Below are 23,622 nucleotides of genomic sequence, written 5' to 3'. Positions count from 1 at the left end.
CCAGCCATCATCCTCGCGAAAACACCTTTGTCACTCCACCGCTTCCAGCGGTTGTACAAGGTCTTGTGCGGACCGTATGCGGCGGGCGCATCCCGCCAACGTAAGCCATTGCGGTTGATGAAGATAATTCCGCTCAACACGCGCCGATCATCGACGCGGGGCTTGCCGTGAGACTTGGGAAAGAAAGGCGCAAGCCGCGCCATCTGCGCGTCGCTAAGCCAGAAGAGATCAGACATGTCACCGCTCGTTTTTCGAACGGTGAATCACGCTGATCGCCGGAAATCAATGGGTCCTGAGCCTAAGAGAAGCATCATTCTTAGTTATGGCTTTCGGACACTTTATCCAGTAGTGGCGAGAGGGGCAAAAATTGGCGGCCAGCTCGGCTGTTCTGGCGGTGAATTCCTTGGTCATCCTCTGGCAATCTCTCTTGAAGCTGCAGAAATCCGAGAAGCTTTCTTTTGGCGTCATGTTAGAAATTTGTGGGGGACTGTCGACCTCACAAATGCAAGCGTCGGGTGCCTTATTGACGACCCAGATAGCTGGCCATCAAAGGGCAAGCTCAGACTGGCTGGCTTCACGTATGGTTCTTTTGAGAGCAACACGTCTACGAGCTACTATGATAGACTTGATTGGCTTGAGAGGCAGTACGAACCCCACCTGTCCGACGACTTTAGGCCGCAACCGTTCGAACAGTTGGTGAAAGTATTGCACGCGACTGGCCGCGAGGACGAAGCAAAAAAAGTGGCGATTAGAAAGCTAAATTTTCAGCGGGAAGCCGATTTTTTGCGCAGAAACCGAAAAGTCACCAGACTGGCTCACCAGATCAGAATGACCTCGCATCCGCTTCGTCTGTTCGTGCTCAAGATGAAACTTGATCACGAGCGAAAATGGAGCATCGACAATGTCGCAATTTTTTTGGTTGCGGGCTGGAGCTGGCTGGTTTCGACTATGTTTTGGGCATTCGCAGGGTACGGATATCGACCTGCCAGATGTATCATTTGGTCCGTTTTTATGATTGCATTAGGTGGCTGGGTATTTTCTGGATTATACGATAATGGGAACATCGTCAACGTAGTACAGAATTCTGCAAATGGGGCGTCTGTTTATGAAGCGAATTCTCCAAGATTTTACCCAACAGCGTACGCGGCTGATGTGTTTATTCCCTTCATCGACCTTCGACAGGCTTCAGATTGGGCTTTGCTTGAAACGCCCGCTGAACCCATTCGGCCATATCTATTATTTTATTGGGGCTACATTCTCATGGGTTGGATCTTCACAGCTATTTTTGGCGCATCTGTAACTGGACTTGTCAGGAAGTGAGTGTGAGTATTGATGAGGCTACCCTATTGCATATCAATAGACATCAAGGTCCGGTTGGGACCGTTAGCCGGCAACCCCAAGGCCCCTCGTCCCACGTCCTCCCGCGCCACCTTCGGCGCTCACCATCTTGAACTGACGCGGCCATCGCTCGCCGGCGAACCACACGCCCCGACTGGCCAGACGACTACGGAACTGCCCGTCCGTCCTAGCGTCTCACAGCCGCCCCCCATCACTCACACACTCGCAGCGCCAGCCAGAGGTGAAACCCGCTCCAGACGAAGATCCCGTACAGTTTCGGCGCGTCCTCCAGCAGAATCGTCCACGGGATGCCCCTGAAATACGTGCAACCCTCCACGTCCACCGTAGAGCGCGTCCAAGCCCGCAACCCCCTACCCCCAAGGGTTGCGCCGCGCCCCCCGTCCCGCCCGTGGCACCCGACTCTCCCGCACCGGCGCGGCCATGGCGCGCAAGCGGGCTACGCGGTCTTCGGTGGCCGGGTGGGTGCGGAACAGCCCGTCGACGGCATGGGCGTGCAGTGGGTTGATGATGAACATATGCGCGGTGCCCGGATTGCGCTCGGCGGTGTGATAGTCGATCCGCGACGCCCCCCGCTGGATGCCGATCAGCGCGTCGGCCAGCCAGTTCGGGTCGCCGCAGATCTCGGCGCCGACCCGGTCGGCCTCGTATTCGCGTGACCGCGAGATCGCCATTTGCACCACCGTTGCGGCCAGCGGGGCCAGGATCATCATCGCGATGGTGCCCAGCAGCCCCATCCGCTCGCGCGAGCCGCCGAAGAACATGGCGAAATTGGCCAGCATCGAAATCGCCCCCGCGAAGGTCGCGGTAACTGTCATGATCAGCGTGTCGCGGTTCTTGATATGGGCCAGCTCATGGGCGATGACCCCGGCCAGTTCCTCGCGGCTGAGGAAGCGCATCAGCCCGGTGGTCACCGCCACGGCGGCGTTGTCGGGGTTGCGGCCGGTGGCAAAGGCGTTGGGCTGCTCGGTCTCGATCACATAGACGGCCGGCATCGGCAGCTCGGCCCGCCGCGCCAGATCGGCCACCAGCGGCACCAGCCCGCCATCCGACCCGGTCACGGGGCGCGCGTTGTGCATCCGCAGCACCATCTTGTCCGACGACCACCAGCTGAACAGGTTCATGGCGGCGGCCACCACCAACGCGATCATCATGCCGCCCGAGCCGCCCAGCATCCAGCCCACGCCCATGAAGAGCGCGGTCATCCCCGCCATCAGAAGTGCCGTCTTGGTATAGCCCATCGCGAAACCCTCCGTCGTTCGGTCTCACATATGGGCAGGGCCGGATGGGCGTGCAAGCCATACGCGGGCCATACGCCAGCCAGACGCGTTCCAGACCGCCCTAAAGACCGTAGAGCGCGCCGAACTTCGCCTCCAGATAGTCCAGCAGCGGGCCTTCCGTGGGGGGGTGCCCGGTGGCGTGGCGCAGGGTCTCGGCGCCGTCCCGCAGCGCCCCGTGCACCTGCAGACGCGGCCGCAGCCAGGCCAGCGCGGCGGTCAGATCGCCGCTGGCCAGATCGGCCTCCAGATCCGGCAGATCGGCCGCCATCGCCTGATACAGGCAGCCCGCATAGACATTGCCCAGCGTGTAGGTCGGGAAATAGCCGAACAGCCCCACCGACCAGTGCACATCCTGCAAGACCCCCAGCGAGGCTTTCGGCACCTTCACCCCGAAGTCCTTGAAAAAGCGCGCGTTCCAGGCCTCTTCCAGGTTTGCAACCTCCAGATCGCCGGCGATCAGCGCGCGCTCCAGATCGAACCGCAAAAGGACATGCAGGTTGTACTGTACCTCGTCGGATTCCGTGCGGATGAAGCCGGGGGTGACCCGGTTCACGGTGCGCGCGAACTCCTGCGCGGTATCAACGCCCAAGGCACCGAACTTCGCCTGCATCCGGCCAAACAGCCACTTGGCAAAGGCCGGGCTGCGCGCCAGCTGGTTCTCGTAGATCCGGCTCTGGCTTTCATGCACCCCCATCGAGGCCCCGCGCCCGATCGGGCTGAGCGCATAGGCCGGATCGACCTGCTGCTCATAGGTGGCATGGCCGACCTCGTGGATCGTGGAATAGAAGCAGTTGAACGGATCGGTCGGGTCGGTGCGGGTGGTGATCCGCACATCGGCGCCGGACCCGCTGGAGAACGGATGCACCGCCTTGTCGATCCGCCCCCGGCTCAGGTCATAGCCGAAGAGTTCGGCCAGTTCCTGCGCCATTTCCAGCTGCGCGGCTTCAGGGAAACTGCCAGTCAAAACGGGCGGTTGCGGCGCGCCAAGGATGCGGTCGCGCAGCGCCACCAGACGCGGGCGCAGAGCCCCAAACATGGCCTCAAGCTCGGTGGCCGTGGCGCCGGGCTCATAGTCCTGCAACAGCGCATCATACAAATCCCCGCCCGAGGCCAGCGCCGCCGCCTCCTCGCGCTTCAGGGCCACAACCTCGGCCAGGCGCGGGGCGAATGCGGCAAAGTCATCGGCGGCCCGCGCCGCCGCCCAATCGCCCTGTGCAAGGCTGGTGACACGGGCGATCCGGGCGGCCAGATCGGCGGGCACCCTGGTGGCGCGCTCATAGGCCCGGCGGATCTCACGGACCTGTGCGGCCTCGACCTCATCCGCGGGCGTTACGGCGGCCAGCCAGTCGCCCACCAGCGGGTCGGACCGGCGGGCGTGCAGCACCTGCTCCATCGCCGCCATTTCCTCGGCCCGCTGCCCGGCGGCCCCGCGCGGCATCACGGTTTCCTGGTCCCAGCCCAGACGACCGGCAACCTCGGCCAGTGCCTGGGTCTGGCGCGCATGGGCGACCAGCGCGTCATAGCTCATGCCCGGCCCCGCACGCTTTGATCCGCCGGATACTGGCTGAGGAACCGCGCCCGCAGGATCAGCACCCACAGCGCCACGGCGCCCAATTGATGGGTGATCGCGATGTGCCATTGCGCAGCGTACAGCACCGTGCCGATGCCCAGCACCACCTGCCCGAACAGCATCACACCCATCCAGTCAAAGGCGCGCGCCGTCGCCCGGTTGCCCGATTTGCGGCCCTTCAGCCAGGTGACGATGCCGAAGGCCAGCAGCAGATAGGCCACGGTGCGATGGATGAATTGCACCAGCGCCGGGTTCTCGAAGAAATTGCGCCAGAACGGGTCGATGTCGAACGAGGACATCGGAAACACCTGCCCCGCCATCAGCGGCCAGTCGGTGAAACTGCGCCCCGCGTCGATGCCCGCCACCATGGCCCCCAGCAGGATCTGCACGAAGGCCAGATGCATCATGCCCGTGGACATGGAAAACAGCCTGGCATCGCGCCCCCGCCGCGCCGTCATCAACGCTGGCGCACTGCGCCCCAGCAGGAAAGCATACCAGGCGATCAGCCCCAGAATGGCGAAGGCCAGCCCCAGATGCACCGCCAACCGGTACGAGGCCACATCGGTGCGCCCCTCGACCAGTCCCGAGGCCACCATCCACCAGCCGATGGCCCCCTGCAGCCCACCAAGGCCGCCCAGCAGCAACAACCGACCGGTCCAGCCGGCGGGGATCTTCTTCATGGCCAGGAAGCTCAGGAACCCCACGGCCCAGACCAGCCCCACGGTGCGGCCCAACTGCCGGTGGCCCCATTCCCACCAGTAGATGGCCTTGAACTCGGCCAGGGTCATGTCGCTGTTCTCGACCTTGAACTCGTCGATCTGCTGGTACTTGGCAAATTCCGTTTCCCAGGCCTCAAGGCTCATCGGCGGCACCGCCCCGGTAACCGGCGCCCATTCGGTGATCGACAGCCCGCTGTCGGTCAGCCGCGTCAGACCGCCCACGACGATCATCGCCACGACCATGGCAAACAGCAGCCACAGCCACGCCCGAATGCCCCGGCGCGCGCCGCTGTCGTCCCGCGCGATCAGACCGCCCCTGGGCGTCGTGGCCCGGGCTGCCGGCGCGGCGGGGGCCGCGTCCACCTCTTCGAATATGCTGCGTTTCTTCTGGGTCATAGGGAACCTCCGGTTGCGCCAAAACCTAGGGGCCCGGCGCGGGCGCATCAACGGGGCAGGATCAGTCGCCGCGTTCTTTCCAGCGCACCATTTGCCGCATCATCCCGTGCAGGATCTGAACGTCGGCGCGGGTCAGCGGCATCCGCGACCACAGGTTGCGCAGGTTGGTTTTCATGTGCTCGGCCTTCTGCGGCGGGAAGAAGAACCCCGCCTGCGCCAGCCGATCCTCGTAGTGTTCGGCCAGCTTGTCGGTCTCCAGCGCGGTGGCCCAGTCGCCGCCCGCCAGTTCGACACGGGCATGGTCGATCTGCGCGGTCTGCCTGCGCCACTCATAGGCGGTCAGCAGCACGCATTGCGCCAGGTTGAGCGAGGCGAACTCCGGGTTGACCGGCACCGAGATGATGGCATTGGCCCGCGCGATATCGTCGTTTTCCAGCCCTGCCCGTTCCGGCCCGAACAGAACCGCCACCTTGCCCCCGGCCTGCGCATGGTCACGCGCCTGCGTCATCGCCTCTTCCGGCGAAAGGATCGGCTTGGTCAGGCCGCGCCCGCGTGCGGTGGTGGCCAGCACGAAGGTGCAATCCTCCACCGCCGCGACGGTGGTCGGAAAATGCCCCGCCTCGTCCAGCAACCGCCCGGCACCGCTGGCCAGCGCCACGGCGCGCGGATTGGGCCAGCCATCGCGCGGCGCCACAAGACGCATCCGGTCCAACTCGAAATTCCACATGGCACGGGCGGCGGCCCCGATGTTTTCGCCCATTTGCGGGCGCACGAGGACAAAGGCGGGTTGGCGAAGCGGCGTGTCTGACATGGCGCGCGGTCTAGTCCAGCCGGGGCGCAAGGGCAATGCCGCACGGGCTTTACCCGCCCCGCGCAGCCCGATAGGAGGGATCGAAACCCCAAAGGCCCGCCATGACCGATCAAGACCGCCCCCAGATCTATCTTCTGACCCCGGCTCATTTCGATGCCGAGACCTTTGCCGAGACGCTGGCGCCGGTGCTGGATGCCGCCGCCATTGCCTGCCTGCGCCTACGCTTTGCCAGCGAGGACGACAGCGAGGTCGCCCGCGCCGCGGACGCCGTGCGCGCCCTGGCGCACGCACGCGACATCCCGCTGGTCATCGACCGCCATCTGGCGCTGGTCGAACGGCTGGGGCTGGACGGCGTGCATCTGACCGACGGGTCCAAATCGGTGCGCAAATGCCGCGAGGCGCTTGGCACCGATCCCATCGTCGGCACCTGGTGCGGCACCTCGCGCCACGACGGCATGACCGCGGGCGAGGCCGGTGCCGATTACGTCAGCTTCGGTCCGGTGGGCGATACCGCCCTTGGCGCCGGCGACAAGGTGGATCCCGAGGTGTTTACCTGGTGGTCCGAGGTGATCGAACTGCCGATTGTGGCAGAAGGCGCACTGACCCCCGATCTGGTCCGCGCCTTCACCCCGATCACCGATTTCTTCGCCTTCGGAGACGAGATCTGGCGCGCCGAAGATCCCGCCGCCGCCCTGAAGGATCTGGACGCCGCCATCGGCTGAACAAGGTGACGGAGGCACACCCGTCACCGCGAAAAAAAATTCGCCCCCAGACCGTTTCCGAGACGGCGCTCATTCTTCTTGGAAAAAATACTCCCGCCGGAGGCAAGAATTCTCCGCCGCGTCAGCGGCGGGTCTGCGCGGTCTCCACACCCGCGCGCACCCGTGCCTCAGCGGCCCGCGCCAGCGCCTTGCGGTCGGGATAGTCGGCGATGGGCAGCGGGTCGTGATAGATCACCCGCACCGCCCCATGCCGACGGACCGCCAGCACCTGCAGCAGATGCGGTGCGAAAGCCATCTCGCCCCACCAGCCGTAGAACCGGGGATCGGCACCCTCGGGGGCGGTATAGATCACCGAAACGGGCTGGATCGCCAGCGGCGCCTCGGCACTGTTGGCGTCAAAGAAGGCCGCGAACAGGGTCGGCTTGAACGGCAGCACGCGCTGCGCATCGGTGCTGGTGCCTTCGGGAAAGAACATCAGGTGATGGCCCGCCGCCAGCCGGTCGCGGAACAGCTGCCGCTGGGCCGCGGCCTGCCGCCGGTCGCGCGCGATGAACACCGTGCCGGTGGCGCGCGCCAGCCAGCCAATCCCGGCCCAGCCCGAGACCTCGACCTTGGCCACGAAATAGACGCACTGCCGCGCGTTCAGCGCGAAGATGTCCAGCCAGGACCCGTGGTTGGCCACCCCTGCCCCGCGCGCCTGCATCGGCGTGCCCTCGGCCTGAAAGCCCATGCCAAGGATGCGCAAGGCGTTGCGGCACACGAACCGGGTGATATGCGGCGTGATCGGACGGTCCAGACCGAAGAGCGGCCGCTCGACCAGCCGGACCAGCAACAGCAGCAAGAGGCATCCGAACACCAGCACCGCCAGCGCCAGCCCGCGCAGCACAACCCGCAGGCCCCCGCCCAGGCTCCACGACGCGCCGCGCGGCGGCGGCACGTCCTGCCAGGGGGGCGCGGTCACCGGTTCAGCCCGCGCGTATAGATCGCCCGCTGCCGCGCGTTCATCCGCTCGGTATCCAGCACCAGGCAGATGTCGGTGGTGTTGAACGCATGGTCCACGAAAGCGCCGTCGCCCACGAACCCGCCCAGCCGCAGGTAGCCCTTGATCAGCGAGGGCACCTCGAGCATCGCCGCCACCCGGTCGATACTGCCGTAGGGCACGCGGTTGAGCGATTCATAGTGAGCGGGCAAGGCGCGGACCCGCAGATCCTCGGGCGCAAGATGCCGGTGGTGCAGCAGGGTCAGGGGGGCGGCCAGCGCCTCCAGATCGGTGCCGTGGAAGCTGGCCACGCCGAACAGAACCTCGATCTCGTGATCCAGCGTGTATTCCGCCAGCCCGTTCCAGATGTGAAACATCGCCGGGCCGCCGCGATACTCGGGCCGCAGGCAGGACCGCCCCAGTTCCAGCAGCTTGCGCCCGCCCTGGATCAGCGGCGACAGATCGTATTCACGGGCGCAGTAAAAGCCCCCCGCCGCCTCGGCCGTGTCGCTGCGCAACAGGCGGTAGACCCCGGCCACGTGATCCAGCCCGCCGTCGTCGCGCTGCGTGTCCACAAGGATCAGATGTTCATAGAAGGGGTCGTGTTCATCGCGCTCCAGCCGCTGGGCATGATCGACCAGCGGCCCGTCGCCTTTCAACTCGTCCACAAAGACATCATAGCGGCAGCGCTGCGCCGCCAGAAGGTCGCGCTCGTCCTGTGCAAGGCGCACCTGGAATCGGTCCGGATCAGCGGTCATATTGGCCTGTCGCCTCGTGTTTTCGGGTGTCTATGCGGGCGGGAGAGATGAGACAAGCGCCGTTGACCGGAAATTGACACACCTAAAGGGAGTGTTAACACTGCCGTGCAAACCCTAGGGGTCAAACACGATCTCAAGTTCGACGCGTTCGGCGTTGATGACAAGCTTGCCCATGTGCTCGAAATTCACGGTCACCCGTCCGCTCACGTTCGACTGGACCTGGCCCAAGCCCCAGTCTGGATGGTTCGGATGACGGACAAACATGCCCGGTTCAAGCAACGAAATCATCTAGAGGCCCCTCGCTCCAATTCCACGCTACCTAGAGTATCGAAGGCAGACAGACAATGAACGCGCGCCCGAAAAACCTTGAGGCCCTGCTGGGCTCTCGCATCTGTCACGATCTGATCAGCCCCATCGGGGCCATCGGCAACGGGCTGGAGCTGATGGCCCTGACCCAGGCGGCGGATGGGCCCGAGATGGCGATGATCTCGGAAAGTGTCGCCAGCGCGCAGGCGCGGATCCGGTTCTACCGAGTGGCCTACGGCGCCAATTCCGCGGACCAGACCCTCGGGCGGCAGGAAATCGTCGAGATCCTGGGCAGCCTGTACACCGGCAACCGCCTGAAAGTGACCTGGGGGGTCGATGGCGACGTGCCGCGCGACGCCGCCAAGCTGGCCTTCCTGCTGCTGCAATGCCTGGAAACCGCGCTGCCGCGAGGCGGGGCGATCACCGTTTCGGGCAACGGCGCCGATTGGGTGTTGCGCGCCGTTTCAGAAAAGTTGCGGATCGATCCGGATCTCTGGGCGCTGCTGACGGGGGCCGAACCAGTGGGCGAGATTGCCCCTTCGCAGATCCAGTTCATCCTCGCGCCCTTGCAGATCGCCGACATCGGACGGCGGCTGAGCGTTGCGCAGGATGACACCTCGGTCACCCTGCGTTTTTAGGGGCGCTCAGGGGCGCACCGCCCCGTTGCCTTCCACCAGATACTTGAAGCTGGTCAGTTGCTCGGCCCCCACCGGGCCGCGCGCGTGCATCTTGCCGGTGGCGATGCCGATCTCGGCGCCCATGCCGAACTCGCCCCCATCGGCGAATTGGGTCGAGGCGTTGCGCATCAGGATCGCGCTGTCGAGCCCGGCAAAGAATCGCGCCGCCACATCGTCATCGGCGGTGATGATGCAATCGGTGTGGTTCGAGCCATACTGCCGGATATGCGCGATGGCGCCTTCGACCCCATCCACCAGCTTGGCCGCGACGATCATGTCGAGGAACTCCTTGCCGAAATCCTCGGCCGTGGCCAGCGACACCCCCGGCACGGACTGCAACGCGCCATCGGCTCGCACATCGACGCCTGCGGCCACCAGATCCTCAAGGAAAGGCGCGCCAGCGGTGTCGAACAATGCCTTGTCCACCAGGATGCATTCGGCCGCCCCGCAGATGCCGGTGCGCCGGGTCTTGGCGTTCAGCACCACCTTGCGGGCGATCTCCATATCCGCCGCCGCATCCACGTAGACGTGGCAGATGCCTTCGAGATGGGCAAAGACCGGCACCCGCGCCTCGCGCTGGACCAGCCCCACCAGCCCCTTGCCGCCGCGCGGCACGATCACGTCGATGAAATCGGTCATGCGCAGCATTTCCGCCACCGCCGCGCGGTCGCGGGTCGGCACCAGTTGCACCGCCTCGGCGGGCAGACCGACCGAGGTGATGCCCTGCACCAGACAGGCATGCAGCGCGCCCGAGCTGTGGAAGCTTTCCGAGCCGCCGCGCAGGATCACCGCGTTGCCGGCCTTCAGGCACAGCGCACCGGCATCCACCGTCACGTTGGGACGGCTTTCGTAGATCACGCCGACCACGCCCAGCGGCGTGCGCACGCGGCGGATGTGCAGCCCGTTCGGACGGTCCCATTCAGCAATGACCTCACCCACAGGATCAGCCTGCCCGGCCACGGCGCGCAGACCGGCGGCGATGCCACGAATGCGGTCCTCGTCCAGCTTCAGCCGGTCCAGCATCGACGGGCTCAGCCCCTTGTCGCGGCCAAAGGCCATGTCCTTGTCATTGGCGGCGAGGATCGCGGGGATGGCAGCCTCGATGGCTTCGGCCCCGGCGTTCAGCGCATCGGTCTTGGTCTTTGCAGAGGCAACCGCAAGCGCCGCTGCCGCGGCGCGGGCATTGGCGCCCAGCTGGGCCATCACTGCGGGAATATCGGTCAGATCTTTCATGGGTCCCTCCAAGACAGGATTTCGACCTAGGACAAAGCGGCGCGCGGCTCAAGCCCCGCGCGCGGGGGGGTGTCAGACCACCATGTCGTCGCGGTGGATCAGCACGCCGCGGCCTGGATAGCCCAGCAGGGTCTCGATCTCGCGCGACTGGCAGCCCTTGATCTGGCGGGTTTCCTCGTGGGTATACCGGGCCAGCCCCTTGCCCAGTCCTGCCCCACCGGGGCCCGCGATCTCGACCGGGTCGCCGCGCCCGAAGTCGCCGACCACTTCCGTTACCCCGGCAGGCAACAGCGATTTGCCCTTGCGCAGCGCCTGCACCGCGCCGTCGTCCACCACGATGGTTCCACGCGGCTTCATGGCCGCGATCCAGCGCTTGCGCGCGGCCTGCGGATCTTCCTCGGCCAGGAACCAACTGCAGCGCGCGCCCTGTTCCAGCGCCCGCAGCGGGCGGTCGGCTTCACCCTTGGCGATGACCATGGCGCACCCGGCGCCGGTGGCGATCTTCGCGGCCATCAGCTTGGTCACCATGCCGCCGCGCGACAGGCCGGACACGCCTTCGCCTGCCATCGCCTCGATCTCGGGCGAAATGCGGTCGATCAATGGCAGATGCCGGGCTTGCGGGTCCAGCGACGGGTTGGCGGTATAGAGCCCGTCCACATCCGACAGCAGCACCAGCCGGTCGGCGTCGACGGTGGCCGCCACCTGGGCGGCCAGACGGTCGTTGTCGCCAAAGCGGATCTCATCCGTGGCCACGGTGTCATTTTCATTGACGATGGGCACCACGCCCAGCGACAGAAGCTGGCGCAGGGTGTTGCGCGAGTTCAGATAGCGGCGGCGGTTGGCGCTGTCTTCCAGCGTCACCAGAACCTGCGCGGTGGTGATGCCATGCGATTGCAGGGCGTCCTCATAGGCGCGTGCCAGCCGGATCTGGCCCACAGCGGCCGCGGCCTGCGACTGCTCCAGCGGCAAGGCCCCCTTGGGCAGGTTCAGCACCCGCCGCCCCAGCGCGATAGAGCCCGAGGACACCACGATCACATCCGCACCGCGCGCGCGCAGATCGGCAATATCCAAGGCCAGCCCGCGCAGCCAGTCGCCGCGCAGCCCGGTGGCCTGATCCACCAGCAGCGCCGAGCCGATCTTGACGACGATGCGCCGCCCTTCGCCTAGGGTTGCCACGACGCGTCCTCGTCAGGGCCCTTGCGGATGCGCACGCGGCTGTCGTCGATCTGCACCCGCAGCGCGCGCAGCACCTCGGTGGTGCCCATCTTGGCAGCGCCCGACATCTCCATGACCTTGCCGCCGCTGGCCTCTTCCAGGGCGGCGCGCAGGTCAGCCTTGTAGTCGGCATCCAGCGCGTCGATCTTGTTCAGCACGGTCACGCGGGGCTTGTCGGCCAGATGGCCGCCGTAGGCCTCAAGCTCGTTGATGATGGTGTGATAGTCGCCGATCACGTCCTCGGCGGTGCCATCCACCAGATGCAGCAGCACCGCGCAGCGCTCCACATGACCAAGGAAGCGGTCGCCAAGGCCCCGGCCCTCATGCGCGCCTTCGATCAGGCCGGGAATATCGGCGACAACAAATTCGACATTGTCCACGCCGACGATGCCAAGGTTGGGATGCAACGTGGTGAAAGGATAATCCGCGATCTTGGGCCGCGCGTTCGAGGTCGCGGCCAGGAAGGTCGACTTGCCCGCGTTGGGCAGACCCAGAAGCCCGGCATCGGCGATCAGCTTCAGGCGCAGCCAGATGGTGCGTTCGACCCCCGGCTGGCCTGGATTGGCGTTGCGCGGCGCCTGGTTGGTGGCGCTTTTGAAATGCAGGTTGCCGAAGCCGCCGTTGCCGCCCTTGACCAGCACCACGCGCTGGCCCACCTCGGCCATGTCGGCGATGACGGTTTCCTCGTCCTCGTCCAGCACCTCGGTCCCCGCCGGCACCCGCAGCACGATGGTATCGCCGTTCTTGCCGGTGCGCTGGCGGCCCATGCCGCCCTGGCCGCTTTTCGCGAAGAAATGCTGCTGGTAGCGGAAATCGATCAGGGTGTTCAGCCCTTCGACGACCTCGACCACCACGTCGCCGCCCCGGCCCCCGTCGCCGCCATCCGGACCGCCGTATTCCATGAACTTCTCACGCCGGAAACTGACAGCGCCGTTGCCGCCGCTGCCAGAGCGAATGTAGACTTTTGCGAGGTCGAGAAATTTCATGACGTGATCCTTGGAACCGCCCCGGGGCGATAGCGTGAAACGGACGGTCCCTCAAGATCGGCCCGTCAGCGAAGTTTGCGAAGATAGGTCCATGTGGCCACGGTCCGGCCCTGGGCGACGCAGAAGGCCTCGGCATCCCCGATATAGTCGAAACCGGTCTTGGTCAGCAGACGCGCCGAGGCCGGGTTCGACTGGAACACCTCGGCAAAGACGGTCAAGACATTCTGCGGGTTGGCCTCCAGCAGGCCGGACACCGCTTCCGACGCATAGCCGGTGTTCCAGAACGCCGGCGCCACCCAATAGCCGATCTCGGACCGGTCCGGCGACAGCCGTTCCAGGGCGACCACACCCAGAAGCTCGGCCAGACCGGCGGCGGTGCCATCCATGGCCCAGACATCCTCGGTCCGCTCGGGCGAGCGGGCGCGTTCGATGAAGCTCACGGTGGTGCCTGGCGGCAGCGGGTGCGGGATCGAGCGCGTGGTCTCTGCCACCCGCTTGTCCCCGGCGTACATCGTCAGCAGGCCCTCGTCGGACCGGCGCAGCGGGCGCAGGACCAGACGGTCGGTTTCGATGATCGGCTGATTGACGATCGCATCATGCAGCATGTCTTTCCTCCCAAAAAGACATCGTGCGGCCCGGACTGACACCCGAATTGAGCACGTGTCGGCACTAGAGTCAGAAGTGGGGCATCCTCCCGGCCCGAACAAGGGACCGGCGGTCCACCTCCGAAATCGGCGGCCTTAGGCGACCGCCTGAAAAATCGAAGGGGACCGGCGTAACGCCGATCCCCTGAATATCTTGCCAATATGGCGGGTCGGCTTATTCGGCGGCCTCGGCCACCGGAAGCACGGAAATGAAGGTACGGCCCTTCAGACCGGTGCGGAACTGCACCTGCCCTTCGTCGGTCGCAAAGATGGTGTGATCCTTGCCCATGCCAACGCCTTCACCCGGCCACCACTTGGTGCCGCGCTGACGCGCGATGATGTTGCCGGGGATAACGGCTTCGCCGCCAAATTTCTTCAGACCAAGGCGACGACCAGCGGAGTCGCGACCGTTACGGGATGAACCGCCTGCTTTTTTATGTGCCATCTTTCGCTCCTCTTTACTCGGCTGCGGTGGCTTCGGCGGCGGGCGCCGATGCGGCGCCAACAGCGGCCGTGACGCCAGTGGCATCGCCACCCGCGGCCAGAATCTCGGTGATGCGCAGCAGGGTCAGCTGCTGGCGGTGGCCCTTGGTGCGCTGCGACGAGTGCTTCCGGCGGCGCTTGACGAAGTTGATGACCTTGTCACCCTTGATCTGGTCGATCACTTCGGCCTGCACGGCGGCACCTTCCACGAAGGGGCTGCCAATGGTGGTGGCTTCGCCGCCGACCATCAGAATCTCGTTGAACTGAACCTTGTCGCCAGCCGCGGCGGCCAGCTTTTCAACGCGCAGAACGTCGCCGCTCTGAACCTTGTATTGTTTGCCGCCGGTTTTGATAACCGCAAACATGGGCATTTCCTTTTTATCTCCGCGTCCTGCGGCCCTGCGTCAAAGCAGTGTTGGTGCGGTTACCCGCGCCTGTGGACAGCGCGCCTTTCGGCAGTCGTTGGGGTTTCCGGGGGAACCGGAAGCCGCCGTATCGTTCAGAGACGCCGGAAAGTCAAGCGTTGCCGGTCAGATATCCTGCGAAGACAGGAACAACGACAACGCCATCCCGGTTTCATAGGAGGTCGACACGAACAGCGCATCGAAGGCCTTGAACAGCGCCACGTTCAGTGCCTGCCCCGCCGGGCTTTCGGTGAAGGTCAGATAGGTGTCGAAGTCGGCATCGCTGACCGGCTGATAGGCCAGCCACAGGAAGGCATGCACCCAATCGGTGGTGGACTGGCGGATCTCGGGCTCCTGCACCCAGACTTGCTGCAAGATGTCCTCATCGCCGGCATTGCCGCCATAGCCCTCCGGGTCGCCGTCGCGCATTCCCAGCAGGAAGGCGGCATTGGCGTTCAGCGCCCCCAGCACGTTCAGGTCGATCAGATCGTTGGCCTCGATGAAGGCTTCGATGGCGTCCACCCGGCCCGCGCCGCTGGCGGCCTCGGTTTCAAAGCGCGACAGGATCGCGGTTTCGATGTCCGGATCGCGCAGGGCCTGCCGGGCCGAAAGCTCAAGCTGCACCAGATCCTGCCCCGGCGAGGTGGTGAAGAAGGCCAGCGCCGATTCGGCCATCTCGTCGTCCAGCGCGTCGGCAAAAGCGTCGCGCATCCGGGGCGCCACCTTGTCGGGAGCGTTCAGATCGGCCAGCGTCCGGCGCCAGCCGTCCAGATCCTCCTCGCCGGAAAGATCGATGGCCAGGTCCGCGCCCGACTCGACCGCTTCGTCCTGAAGGACCACCAACAGCGCATTCAGTTCCAGCGCGTCCAGCACGCGGTCGCTCAGACGCGCGGGCTGGGCCGCAACCGACAGGGGAAACAGCACGAACGCCAGGGGGATCAGGATGCGCATGGGGAACTCCGTTTTGACGGCAGGATGCGGCAGCCCGAGAAAAATGACAATGCAGACCGCGCAGAAGTGAAAATGTGGTTGCACCCTTCCCATGCTTTGACTATTCCGCCGGAACCGACACGGAGAGGTGCCGGAGTGGTCGAACGGGGCGGTCTCGAAAACCGTTGTTCCTTTACGGGAACCCAGGGTTCGAATCCCTGTCTCTCCGCCATTTACCCAACATGACCACTCATCCGATCATCGCCCGATCGCGCCGCCGCGCCGGGCCGATCCCTCCGCCTGTTGCCCCGAATACCGTTCTTGCCCCATGGCCCGCGCCATCGCGCCGGGCTTGGCGCTGCCACGGAAAAAGGGGCGCCCGAAGGCGCCCCAGAGTTTTGCGAATCCGGCGCATGGTATTTTACTGCCCGGTTTCTGCCTGCGGCCCGATCCGCAACTGGGGCGAGCGCACCCGCCCCGAATGGGGTTTGTGGGGTGGGCGCTTCTGACCGGGCGCCCTGCCCCTGTCCTGCGGCCCGTCGGCGGGGGAGCACCGCCGAAGGTGGCCCGCCGGCCCAAGCCTGTTGGCTCAGCTACAGCCCGAAGTGCCGCCGCAGGTGTTGCATTTCATGCAGGTGCCGTTGCGCACCAGCGTGTAGTTTCCACAGTCGCCGCAGGGATCGCCCTCGTAGCCCTGGATGCGGGCCTTGGTGCGGGCGTCCATCTGTTCAACGCTTTCCACCGCCGCGACCGAGGTCTGCATGGTCTCGACCGTGGCGGCAAAGCTGCCGTCCAGGGCCGTCGCGGTGCTCATCCCGCCCTGCAGCACCACAAGATCCTGCGGCAGGCGCTTGCGCAGATAGCCCGAGGAAGAAATCTGCTTGAGCACTTCCAGCGACTTGCTGGCCGCGGTTTCGCTGACCGGCTTCAGGTTCGAACTGCTTTCGGTCTCGCCGCCGCCCAGATCGTCGAAGGCTGCGCCTTCGGGCTTCACATGGGCCAGGTCGGTGCGATCCAGATAAGACACCGCCAGTTCGCGGAAGATGTAATCCAGGATCGAGGTGGCGTTCTTGATGCTGTCGTTGCCCTGCACCATGCCCGCCGGTTCGAACTTGGTGAAGGTGAAGGCATCGACGAATTCCTCCAGCGGCACGCCGTATTGCAGGCCCACCGACACGGCGATGGCGAAGTTGTTCATCATCGCCCGGAAGCCCGCGCCTTCCTTGTGCATGTCGATGAAGATTTCGCCGAGGTTGCCGTCGGAATATTCCCCGGTGCGCAGATAGACCTTGTGGCCGCCGACGATGGCCTTCTGGGTATAGCCCTTGCGGCGCTGGGGCATCTTCTCGCGGTGCGAGCGGACGACCTCCTTGACGATCACCTTCTCGACGATCTTCTCGGCCAGCACCTGCGCCTTTTCCTGCGGGGTGCCGGTTTCCAGAACCTCGGCGGCCTCGTCGTCATCCTCGACCAGAGCCGCCGCCAGCGGCTGGCTGAGTTTCGAGCCGTCGCGATACAGCGCATTGGCCTTCACCCCCAGCGACCAGCTGAGTTCATAGGCCTTCTGGCAATCCTCGATGGTGGCGTCATTGGGCATGTTGATCGTCTTGCTGATCGCGCCCGAGATGAAGCTTTGCGCCGCCGCCATCATGGTGATGTGGCTGTTCACGTTCAGGAACCGCCGGCCCTTCTTGCCGCAGGGGTTGGCACAATCGAACACCGGGTAATGCTTCGGGTCCAGATGCGGCGCGCCTTCCAGCGTCATGGTTCCGCAGACGTGATCGTTGGCGGCATCGATCTGCTGCTTGCTGAAGCCCAGGCTGGTCAGCATGTCGAAAGTCGGATCGTTCAGTTTCGTCGCCGGGATGCCCAGAACGTCGGTGCAGAAGTCCTCGCCCAGCGTCCACTGGTTGAATACGAAGCGGATGTCGAAGGCCTGCGGCAGCGCCGCTTCGATCTTGTCGATCTCGGCCGGGCCGAAGCCGTGGCCCAGCAAGGCGGTGTGGTTGATGCCCGGCGCGTTGCCAAGGGTGCCGTGACCGACCGCATAGCCGATGATTTCCTCGATCTGCGCCGCGCCGTAGCCCAGCCCTTCCAGGGCTGCGGGCACCGACCGGTTGATGATCTTGAAATAGCCGCCGCCGGCCAGCTTCTTGAACTTCACCAGCGCGAAGTCCGGCTCGATCCCGGTGGTGTCGCAATCCATCACCAGACCGATGGTGCCGGTGGGGGCGATGACGGTTGCCTGCGCGTTGCGATAGCCGTGCTGTTCGCCCAGCCGTAGCGCCTCGTCCCAGGCTTGTTCGGCCATGGCCACCAGACGCGGGTCGGGGCAGTTCTTGCCATCCAGGGGCACCGGTTTCACGGCCAGGTTGTCATAGCCATCGGACTTGCCCTTGGCGGCGGTGCGGTGGTTGCGGATCACCCGCAGCATGTGCGCGGCATTGGCCGGGTAGCCGGGGAACGCGCCCAACTCGCCCGCCATTTCCGCCGAGGTCGCATAGGCCACCCCGGTCATCACGGCGGTCAGCGCGCCACAGATGGCGCGGCCTTCGTCGCTGTCGTATCCGTAGCCCATGGTCATCAGCAGCCCGCCGATGTTGGCATAGCCCAGACCCAGCGTGCGATAATCATAGGACCGCTGGGCGATTTCCTTGGACGGGAACTGCGCCATCAGCACCGAGATTTCCAGCGTCACCGTCCACAGCCGCGTGGCGTGGATATAGTCCTCGACCTGGAACTCGCCGTCTTTCAGGAAAGTCAGCAGGTTCATCGACGCCAGGTTGCAGGCGGTGTCGTCCAGGAACATGTACTCGGAACAGGGGTTCGAACCGCGGATCGCGCCATCTTCGGGGCAGGTGTGCCAGGCGTTCACGGTGTCATGAAACTGGATGCCGGGATCGGCGCAGGCCCAAGCGGCATGGCCGATCTGCTCCCACAGGTCGCGCGCCTTGATGGTCTTGGCGACCTTGCCGTCGGTGCGGCGGATCAACTCCCACGCACCGTCGTCGCGAACCGCCTGCAGGAAGGCATCCGTCACCCGCACCGAGTTGTTGGAGTTCTGGCCCGAGACCGAGTTGTAGGCCTCGCTGTCCCAATCGGTGTCATAGGTCGGAAACTCGATGCTGGCATAACCCTGCTTGGCATAGTCCAGCACGCGCTTGATGTAGGTTTCCGGGATCGCGGCCCTTTTCGCGGCGCGCACGGCTGTCTTCAGGGCCGCGTTGGTGGCGGGATCGGTGGCGTCGGCCTCTTTCCCGTCCCAATTGCGGATCGCGCCGAAGATGTCGTTCAGCTTGGCTTCATGGGTCTTGGAGCCGGCCACCAGCGAGGCCACCTTCTGTTCCTCGATGACCTTCCAGTTGATGAACTGCTCGATATCCGGGTGGTCGGCGTCGCAGATCACCATCTTGGCCGCACGACGGGTGGTGCCGCCAGACTTGATCGCCCCGGCGGCGCGGTCACCGATCTTCAGAAAGCCCATCAGGCCCGAGGATTTGCCGCCGCCCGACAGTGATTCACCCTCGGCGCGCAGCGACGAGAAGTTGGTGCCGGTGCCCGAGCCGAACTTGAACAGCCGCGCTTCGCGCACCCAAAGGTCCATGATGCCGCCGTCGTTCACCAGGTCGTCGGCGACCGACTGGATGAAACAGGCGTGGGGCTGCGGATGCTCGTAGGCCGAGGAGGATTTCACCAGCTTGCCGGTCTTGTGGTCGACGTAGTAATGCCCCTGGCTGGGACCGTCGATGCCATAGGCCCAGTGCAGCCCGGTGTTGAACCACTGCGGCGAATTCGGTGCCGCCCGCTGGCTGGCAAGCATGTAGCGCATTTCGTCGAAATAGGCGCGGGCATCGGATTCCTTGGTGAAATAGCCGCCCTTCCAGCCCCAGTAGGTCCAGGCGCCCGCCAGCCGGTCGAACACCTGCCGGGCCGAGGTTTCGCCGCCATAGCGTTCGTCCTCGGGCAGGTCCTTCAGCGCCTTCTCATCGGGGACCGACCGCCACAGGAACTCGGGCACCCCCTTTTCGCGCACTTTCTTGAGGCGTGCCGCGACACCGGCCTTGCGGAAATACTTCTGCGCCAGAACATCCGAGGCCACCTGGCTCCAGGAACTCGGCACCTCCATCGCGTCCAGCGCGAAAACCGTACTGCCATCCGGGTTGCGGATTTCCGACGAGGTGGTGGTGAAAGCCAGGTCCGCATATGCGTCTGCGCCGTCCCGGGTGAATGTGCGTTCGATTCTCATGTCGCGTCCCTGCAGGTCGTTCCGGTGGTCGGGGTGCCGGCCTACAATCGGCCCTGCCCGGAAGTCGAAGGACAAGGCGGCCTGGCGCGCAAAACCGAAGTTTCGCGGCATATCCCGTCACTCTGTCCGTGTTTCGTGTGGTGACACCAGATGTGGTGTCGCCCCTCCTTGAGGACACAAATAACCGCGATTCGGGTCGATCCGACAACGAAGATTTTCGCTATATATGGTATAAAATGGGGTTGACCGACACTATCCACAGGGGCTCGACCGAGTCGAGATATGAACACCCGGTTAATGCTGCAACTGCACCGTTAACCCTTGGCGCCGGTCAGACCAGAACACCCACCAGCCACAGCGACAGCGCCGGGAAACTGACCAGCACCGCGACGCGGATCAGGTCGGACAGGATGAAGGGCGCCACGCCGCGATAGGTCACGCCCAGCGGCACATTGCGCGCCAGCCGGTTGATGATGAACAGGTTCAGCCCCACCGGCGGGGTGATCAGCCCGACCTCGACCACGATCAGGGTCAGCACCCCGAACCAGATCGCGGTTTCCTCGGGCGTCTGGCCGAAATCGAGGCTCTGGATGATCGGAAAGAACACCGGGATGGTCAGCAGGATCATCGACAGGCTGTCCATGACGCAGCCCAGCACCAGATAGGCCAGCAGGATCAGCAGCAGCACCGTCATCGGCCCGGCCTCGCTGGCCTGCACCCAGGCTGCCAGGGCCTGCGGCGCCTGCGTGAAGGCAAGGAAGGTGTTGAACAGTTGCGCGCCCAGCAGGATCAGGAAGATCAGCCCGGTGGCCGAGGCGGTTTCCAGAATCGCCTCGCCGATGGCGCGCAGCCGCAGCCCTTCGAAGATCACCGCGTAAAGAAGTGTCGCCAGCGCGCCCACGGCGGCCCCTTCGGTCGGGGTGAACAGCGCCTGCACGCCGTCGCGGCTCCAGTTCCAGTCGCCGATGATACCGCCCATCACCAGCGCGAAGATCGCCGCCACCGGCCAGACCTGCACAAGGGCGGCCATCCGTTCGCGGTAGGCCACGCGCTGTCCGGCGGGACCGGCCCCGGGGCGCAGATGCACCACCACCAGCACCGCCAGCGCATAGCCCAGGGCCGCCAGCAGGCCGGGAATGAAGGCAGCGGCGAACATCTTGACGATGTTCTGTTCGGTCAGGATGGCATAGATCACCAGCATCACCGACGGCGGGATCAGGATGCCCAAGGTGCCGCCCGCCGCCACCACGCCGGTGGCCAGCGCATCGGAATAGCCGCGCTTGCGCAGCTCCGGCAAGGCCACCTGCCCCATGGTTGACGCGGTCGCCAGTGACGAGCCGCACACCGCGCCAAAGCCGGCCGACGCCCCCACCGCGGCCACCGCCATGCCGCCGCGGTGATGCCCCATCCAGGCCGCAACGGCGTGGAACAACGCCGCACTCAGTCCCGAACGCGCCGCGATCTGGCCCATGAACAGGAACAGCGGCACGATCGACAGCGAATAGCTGGAGAACGTGTCATAGGGCAGCGTCTTGAGCTGGCTCAGCGCCGCATTGGGCGTGCCCAGCACGATCCAGGTGCCCAGAAAACCGGTGCCGCCCATGGCCGCGGCAATCGGCATCCGCAGGAAAATGGCCAGCAGCATCAGCCCGAAGCCCGCCAGCGCCAGGGACAACCCGCTGATCACGCGCCCGGCTCCTGCCCGGCGAGGGTCCAGTTCAGGCTGCGCCAGACCGAATAGAGACAGACGGCAAAGAACAGTCCGGCCCCGATCAGTGCCAGCCCGAAGGGGATCCAAACCGGGATCTGCAATTCATAGGTGGTTTCGGGGAACCACGGTTTCTGGCCCATGCCCAGCCGGGCGCGGAACGCCTCGGTGCCATGGGGGAACTTCTCGGTGAACCCAAGCCAGAGCCGCCACAGGATCACCCCGGAACACAGGGTCAGCATCAGATCGCCAAGACATCCCAACCCGGCGTGCGGGCGCGGGCCAAGGGCGTGACTCAGGATATCGACGGTGACATGGGCGCGGCGCATCTGGCACCACGGCAGGAAGGCGAAAACCGCAATGGCGCAGCCCATTTCGACCAGCTCGAAGTCACCGGTCACCGGCCCCAGCCCGGCCCAGCCCAGCGCCCGGCCGACAACGGAAATCACCACGACCGAGGCCATGCCCAGCAGCACCGCGCCGCCGCACAGGGCCACCGCGCCCGCCAGCCAGCCCAGCCCGCGTCCGATCCGTTGTTCCACCTTCGCTGCCAGCATCATCCGCCCGCTCCGTTTCAGCGGCGAGCTAGCGCAAAGCCGCCCCCAAGCGCAACGCGGTTCTGCGACGGCAGCGGTCTTGACCACCTTGGCGCAGGTCGCCATAGCCATGGGACCAGTCGGAGGTTTTTTATGATCAGACGTTTGTACGAGTGGACCATGGGTCTTGCCGAGACCCGCTATGCCCTTCTGGCACTCGCCTTCGTGGCCTTTATCGAAAGCTCGGTGTTTCCGATCCCGCCGGACATCCTGATGATCCCGATGATCCTGGCCGCGCCGCGCCGCGCCTGGCTGATCGCCGGCATCGCCACGGTCAGTTCGGTGCTGGGCGGGCTGTTCGGCTACTACATCGGCTACGCGCTGTTCGACACCGTGGGTCGTCCGGTGCTGGAGTTCTATGGCAAGGATGCCTATTTCGACGACTTCGCCCTGCGTTATAACGAATGGGGCGCCTGGGCGGTGCTGGTGGCCGGAGTCACGCCCTTCCCCTACAAGGTTATCACCATCCTGTCGGGCTCTACCGCGCTGTCGCTGCCGGTGTTCATGGTGGCCTCGGTGGTCGCGCGGGGGCTGCGGTTCTTCATCGTGGCCGGGCTGCTGTGGAAATTCGGCCCGCCTATCCGTGACTTCATCGAAAAACGGCTGGGCCTGATGTTCACGCTGTTCGTGGCCCTGTTGCTGGGCGGATTCTACGTGGTGAAATTCCTGTGATGTCGATGATTTCTGCACGCGTGATCGGGCCGGCGGCGGCGGCCGGGTCGCTGGGTCTGCTGCTGGGGGCCTTCGCCTTCCAGTATATCGGCGGACTGGCGCCCTGCCCAATCTGCCTGTGGCAACGCTGGCCCCATGCGGCGGCGGTGCTGCTGGGCGCGCTGCTGCTGATCTGGCCCGCGCGCATCGTCTATGGGCTGGGTGCCCTGGCCGCGGCCACCACCGGCGCGCTTGGCATCTATCACACCGGGATCGAGCGCAAATGGTGGGCCGGTCCCACCTCTTGCACTGGCAGCGGCGACACCCTCAGCGGCCTGTCCGGCACCGATCTGCTGAGCATGGACAATGCCGCGCCGCTGGTCATGTGCGACCAGATCTCATGGGAGATGCTGGGCCTGTCGATGCCCAGCTGGAACGCCGTGGCGTCCTTTGCCTTCATGGCGCTGTGGCTGGTGGCTTTGCGCCGCGCCTAGTGCAGCGTCAGGCCGCCATCGACACTGTATTCCCCGATCACGTTGCGCCATTCCCCGGGCGAGATCATCTTGCGATGGGTGAAGCGCACCGAATGCAGGGGGCCGTCGATTTCCCGCTGCCAGAATTCGATGAATTCGAACAGGCGCGGATGGTCGGGCGCCAGATCGTATTCCTGCCAGATAAAGCTGTTCAGCACGCTCTGAAAATCCGGCATCCGGTAGTAAACCTCGGCCGTGGTCAGACCATAACCCTTCAACATCAACTCGGTTTCACGGTTCTCCATTCGACACCTCTTGCTGAGTGGAACACCCTCAGTCTGCGCCCAAAAAGTTAAAACTCAAACGAAACAGATCGTTATCTTTCGTGCGCGACGCGGTGATGAGCATGCAACAGGCGCATTGCAGGTTTTTGCGGCGTGGTGGTATAACGTCCCGAACCAACGACAAGCGCCCGAGCA

The 23,622-nt window shown here is 64.9% G+C and carries 23 protein-coding genes, 1 tRNA gene and 1 pseudogene; 6 read left to right on the top strand and 19 right to left on the bottom strand.

What is annotated here, in order from left to right:
• The coding region (locus ACP15K_RS08260) for a transposase (RefSeq protein WP_424990003.1) at positions 1-236 on the bottom strand (236 nt) is incomplete at its 3' end.
• Here ACP15K_RS08260 and ACP15K_RS08255 point away from each other — a divergent pair.
• A complete protein-coding gene (locus tag ACP15K_RS08255) occupies positions 235-1,320 on the top strand; it encodes a hypothetical protein (protein ID WP_424990257.1) in 1,086 nt (361 codons plus the stop codon). The genes ACP15K_RS08260 and ACP15K_RS08255 overlap by 2 nt on opposite strands.
• A 389-nt stretch (positions 1,321-1,709) precedes the next feature.
• On the opposite strand, the gene htpX is transcribed toward ACP15K_RS08255, so the two are convergent.
• From htpX to ACP15K_RS08235, 4 genes are all read right to left on the bottom strand, one after another.
• A complete protein-coding gene (htpX, locus tag ACP15K_RS08250; RefSeq protein ID WP_424990256.1) occupies positions 1,710-2,597 on the bottom strand; it encodes a zinc metalloprotease HtpX in 888 nt (295 codons plus the stop codon).
• 100 nt (positions 2,598-2,697) lie between these two features.
• Positions 2,698-4,164: a carboxypeptidase M32 gene (locus ACP15K_RS08245; RefSeq protein WP_424990255.1), complete on the bottom strand. Its 1,467-nt coding sequence runs from the start codon at positions 4,162-4,164 to the stop codon at positions 2,698-2,700.
• Positions 4,161-5,321, bottom strand: a complete 1,161-nt coding sequence (gene ctaA / locus ACP15K_RS08240; RefSeq protein WP_193141568.1) for a heme A synthase — start codon at positions 5,319-5,321, stop codon at positions 4,161-4,163. Before ctaA ends, ACP15K_RS08245 begins: the two co-directional genes overlap by 4 nt.
• A gap of 61 nt (positions 5,322-5,382) precedes the next feature.
• A complete protein-coding gene (locus ACP15K_RS08235) occupies positions 5,383-6,132 on the bottom strand; it encodes an RNA methyltransferase (RefSeq protein ID WP_424990254.1) in 750 nt (249 codons plus the stop codon).
• Between the two features lie 101 nt (positions 6,133-6,233).
• Between ACP15K_RS08235 and ACP15K_RS08230 the strand changes: the two genes are divergently transcribed.
• The gene (locus tag ACP15K_RS08230) at positions 6,234-6,854 is read left to right on the top strand and encodes a thiamine phosphate synthase (protein WP_424990253.1); all 621 of its coding nucleotides are present in this window, start codon (positions 6,234-6,236) and stop codon (positions 6,852-6,854) included.
• A 121-nt stretch (positions 6,855-6,975) separates the two neighbouring features.
• Here the strand turns inward: ACP15K_RS08230 and ACP15K_RS08225 are convergent, their stop codons facing one another.
• The 3 genes from ACP15K_RS08225 to ACP15K_RS08215 all read right to left on the bottom strand — a co-directional run bounded on the left by ACP15K_RS08225 (position 6,976) and on the right by ACP15K_RS08215 (position 8,879).
• The gene (locus tag ACP15K_RS08225) at positions 6,976-7,815 is read right to left on the bottom strand and encodes a lysophospholipid acyltransferase family protein (protein ID WP_319022464.1); all 840 of its coding nucleotides are present in this window, start codon (positions 7,813-7,815) and stop codon (positions 6,976-6,978) included.
• Positions 7,812-8,591: a GNAT family N-acetyltransferase gene (locus tag ACP15K_RS08220; RefSeq protein ID WP_193141571.1), complete on the bottom strand. Its 780-nt coding sequence runs from the start codon at positions 8,589-8,591 to the stop codon at positions 7,812-7,814. The genes ACP15K_RS08225 and ACP15K_RS08220 overlap by 4 nt, the downstream gene beginning before the upstream one ends.
• A gap of 114 nt (positions 8,592-8,705) precedes the next feature.
• Positions 8,706-8,879, bottom strand: a complete 174-nt coding sequence (locus ACP15K_RS08215; protein ID WP_193141572.1) for a DUF3553 domain-containing protein — start codon at positions 8,877-8,879, stop codon at positions 8,706-8,708.
• A gap of 56 nt (positions 8,880-8,935) precedes the next feature.
• On the opposite strand from ACP15K_RS08215, the gene ACP15K_RS08210 reads away from it, so the two are divergent.
• The gene (locus tag ACP15K_RS08210) at positions 8,936-9,535 is read left to right on the top strand and encodes a histidine phosphotransferase family protein (RefSeq protein ID WP_193141573.1); all 600 of its coding nucleotides are present in this window, start codon (positions 8,936-8,938) and stop codon (positions 9,533-9,535) included.
• Positions 9,536-9,541: 6 nt separating this feature from the next.
• Here ACP15K_RS08210 and ACP15K_RS08205 read toward each other — a convergent pair whose 3' ends face one another.
• From ACP15K_RS08205 to ACP15K_RS08175, 7 genes and pseudogenes are all read right to left on the bottom strand, one after another.
• Complete coding sequence (locus tag ACP15K_RS08205; RefSeq protein ID WP_424990252.1) at positions 9,542-10,807, bottom strand: glutamate-5-semialdehyde dehydrogenase; 1,266 nt, start codon at positions 10,805-10,807, stop codon at positions 9,542-9,544.
• A 72-nt stretch (positions 10,808-10,879) separates the two neighbouring features.
• On the bottom strand, positions 10,880-11,983 hold the full coding sequence (proB, locus tag ACP15K_RS08200) for a glutamate 5-kinase (RefSeq protein WP_424990251.1): 1,104 nt from the start codon (positions 11,981-11,983) through the stop codon (positions 10,880-10,882).
• A complete protein-coding gene (obgE, locus tag ACP15K_RS08195) occupies positions 11,971-13,008 on the bottom strand; it encodes a GTPase ObgE (RefSeq protein ID WP_424990250.1) in 1,038 nt (345 codons plus the stop codon). Before obgE ends, proB begins: the two co-directional genes overlap by 13 nt.
• A 65-nt stretch (positions 13,009-13,073) precedes the next feature.
• On the bottom strand, positions 13,074-13,613 hold the full coding sequence (locus ACP15K_RS08190) for a GNAT family N-acetyltransferase (RefSeq protein WP_424990249.1): 540 nt from the start codon (positions 13,611-13,613) through the stop codon (positions 13,074-13,076).
• Positions 13,614-13,827: 214 nt separating this feature from the next.
• A complete protein-coding gene (gene rpmA, locus ACP15K_RS08185) occupies positions 13,828-14,097 on the bottom strand; it encodes a 50S ribosomal protein L27 (protein WP_193141578.1) in 270 nt (89 codons plus the stop codon).
• Between the two features lie 19 nt (positions 14,098-14,116).
• Positions 14,117-14,500 (bottom strand): annotated as a pseudogene (gene rplU, locus ACP15K_RS08180) (50S ribosomal protein L21); the annotation flags it as partial.
• Positions 14,501-14,665: 165 nt separating this feature from the next.
• On the bottom strand, positions 14,666-15,490 hold the full coding sequence (locus ACP15K_RS08175) for a hypothetical protein (protein ID WP_424990248.1): 825 nt from the start codon (positions 15,488-15,490) through the stop codon (positions 14,666-14,668).
• A gap of 121 nt (positions 15,491-15,611) precedes the next feature.
• On the opposite strand from ACP15K_RS08175, the gene ACP15K_RS08170 reads away from it, so the two are divergent.
• Positions 15,612-15,701, top strand: a tRNA-Ser gene (locus ACP15K_RS08170).
• A 357-nt stretch (positions 15,702-16,058) separates the two neighbouring features.
• On the opposite strand, the gene ACP15K_RS08165 is transcribed toward ACP15K_RS08170, so the two are convergent.
• The 3 genes from ACP15K_RS08165 to ACP15K_RS08155 all read right to left on the bottom strand — a co-directional run bounded on the left by ACP15K_RS08165 (position 16,059) and on the right by ACP15K_RS08155 (position 21,983).
• On the bottom strand, positions 16,059-19,715 hold the full coding sequence (locus tag ACP15K_RS08165; protein ID WP_424990247.1) for a vitamin B12-dependent ribonucleotide reductase: 3,657 nt from the start codon (positions 19,713-19,715) through the stop codon (positions 16,059-16,061).
• 331 nt (positions 19,716-20,046) lie between these two features.
• On the bottom strand, positions 20,047-21,399 hold the full coding sequence (locus ACP15K_RS08160) for a TRAP transporter large permease (RefSeq protein WP_424990262.1): 1,353 nt from the start codon (positions 21,397-21,399) through the stop codon (positions 20,047-20,049).
• Positions 21,399-21,983: a TRAP transporter small permease gene (locus ACP15K_RS08155; RefSeq protein WP_424990246.1), complete on the bottom strand. Its 585-nt coding sequence runs from the start codon at positions 21,981-21,983 to the stop codon at positions 21,399-21,401. Before ACP15K_RS08155 ends, ACP15K_RS08160 begins: the two co-directional genes overlap by 1 nt.
• 129 nt (positions 21,984-22,112) lie before the next feature.
• Here ACP15K_RS08155 and ACP15K_RS08150 point away from each other — a divergent pair, with 129 nt between their 5' ends.
• Complete coding sequence (locus tag ACP15K_RS08150; RefSeq protein ID WP_193141583.1) at positions 22,113-22,691, top strand: YqaA family protein; 579 nt, start codon at positions 22,113-22,115, stop codon at positions 22,689-22,691.
• A gap of 8 nt (positions 22,692-22,699) precedes the next feature.
• A complete protein-coding gene (locus tag ACP15K_RS08145; RefSeq protein ID WP_424990261.1) occupies positions 22,700-23,164 on the top strand; it encodes a disulfide bond formation protein B in 465 nt (154 codons plus the stop codon).
• Here the strand turns inward: ACP15K_RS08145 and ACP15K_RS08140 are convergent.
• Positions 23,161-23,448 carry an usg protein gene (locus ACP15K_RS08140; RefSeq protein WP_193141584.1) on the bottom strand — a complete coding sequence of 96 codons (288 nt, stop codon included), beginning with the start codon at positions 23,446-23,448 and terminating at the stop codon, positions 23,161-23,163. The two genes, ACP15K_RS08145 and ACP15K_RS08140, sit on opposite strands and share 4 nt — an antisense overlap.
• Positions 23,449-23,622: the final 174 nt, after the last annotated feature.

The sequence above is a fragment of the Fluviibacterium sp. S390 genome, from assembly GCF_049800695.1.
Classification (GTDB): domain Bacteria; phylum Pseudomonadota; class Alphaproteobacteria; order Rhodobacterales; family Rhodobacteraceae; genus Meridianimarinicoccus.
The sequence above is the reverse complement of the archived record's forward strand: the minus strand, read 5'-3'. Positions and strand labels throughout refer to the sequence as shown.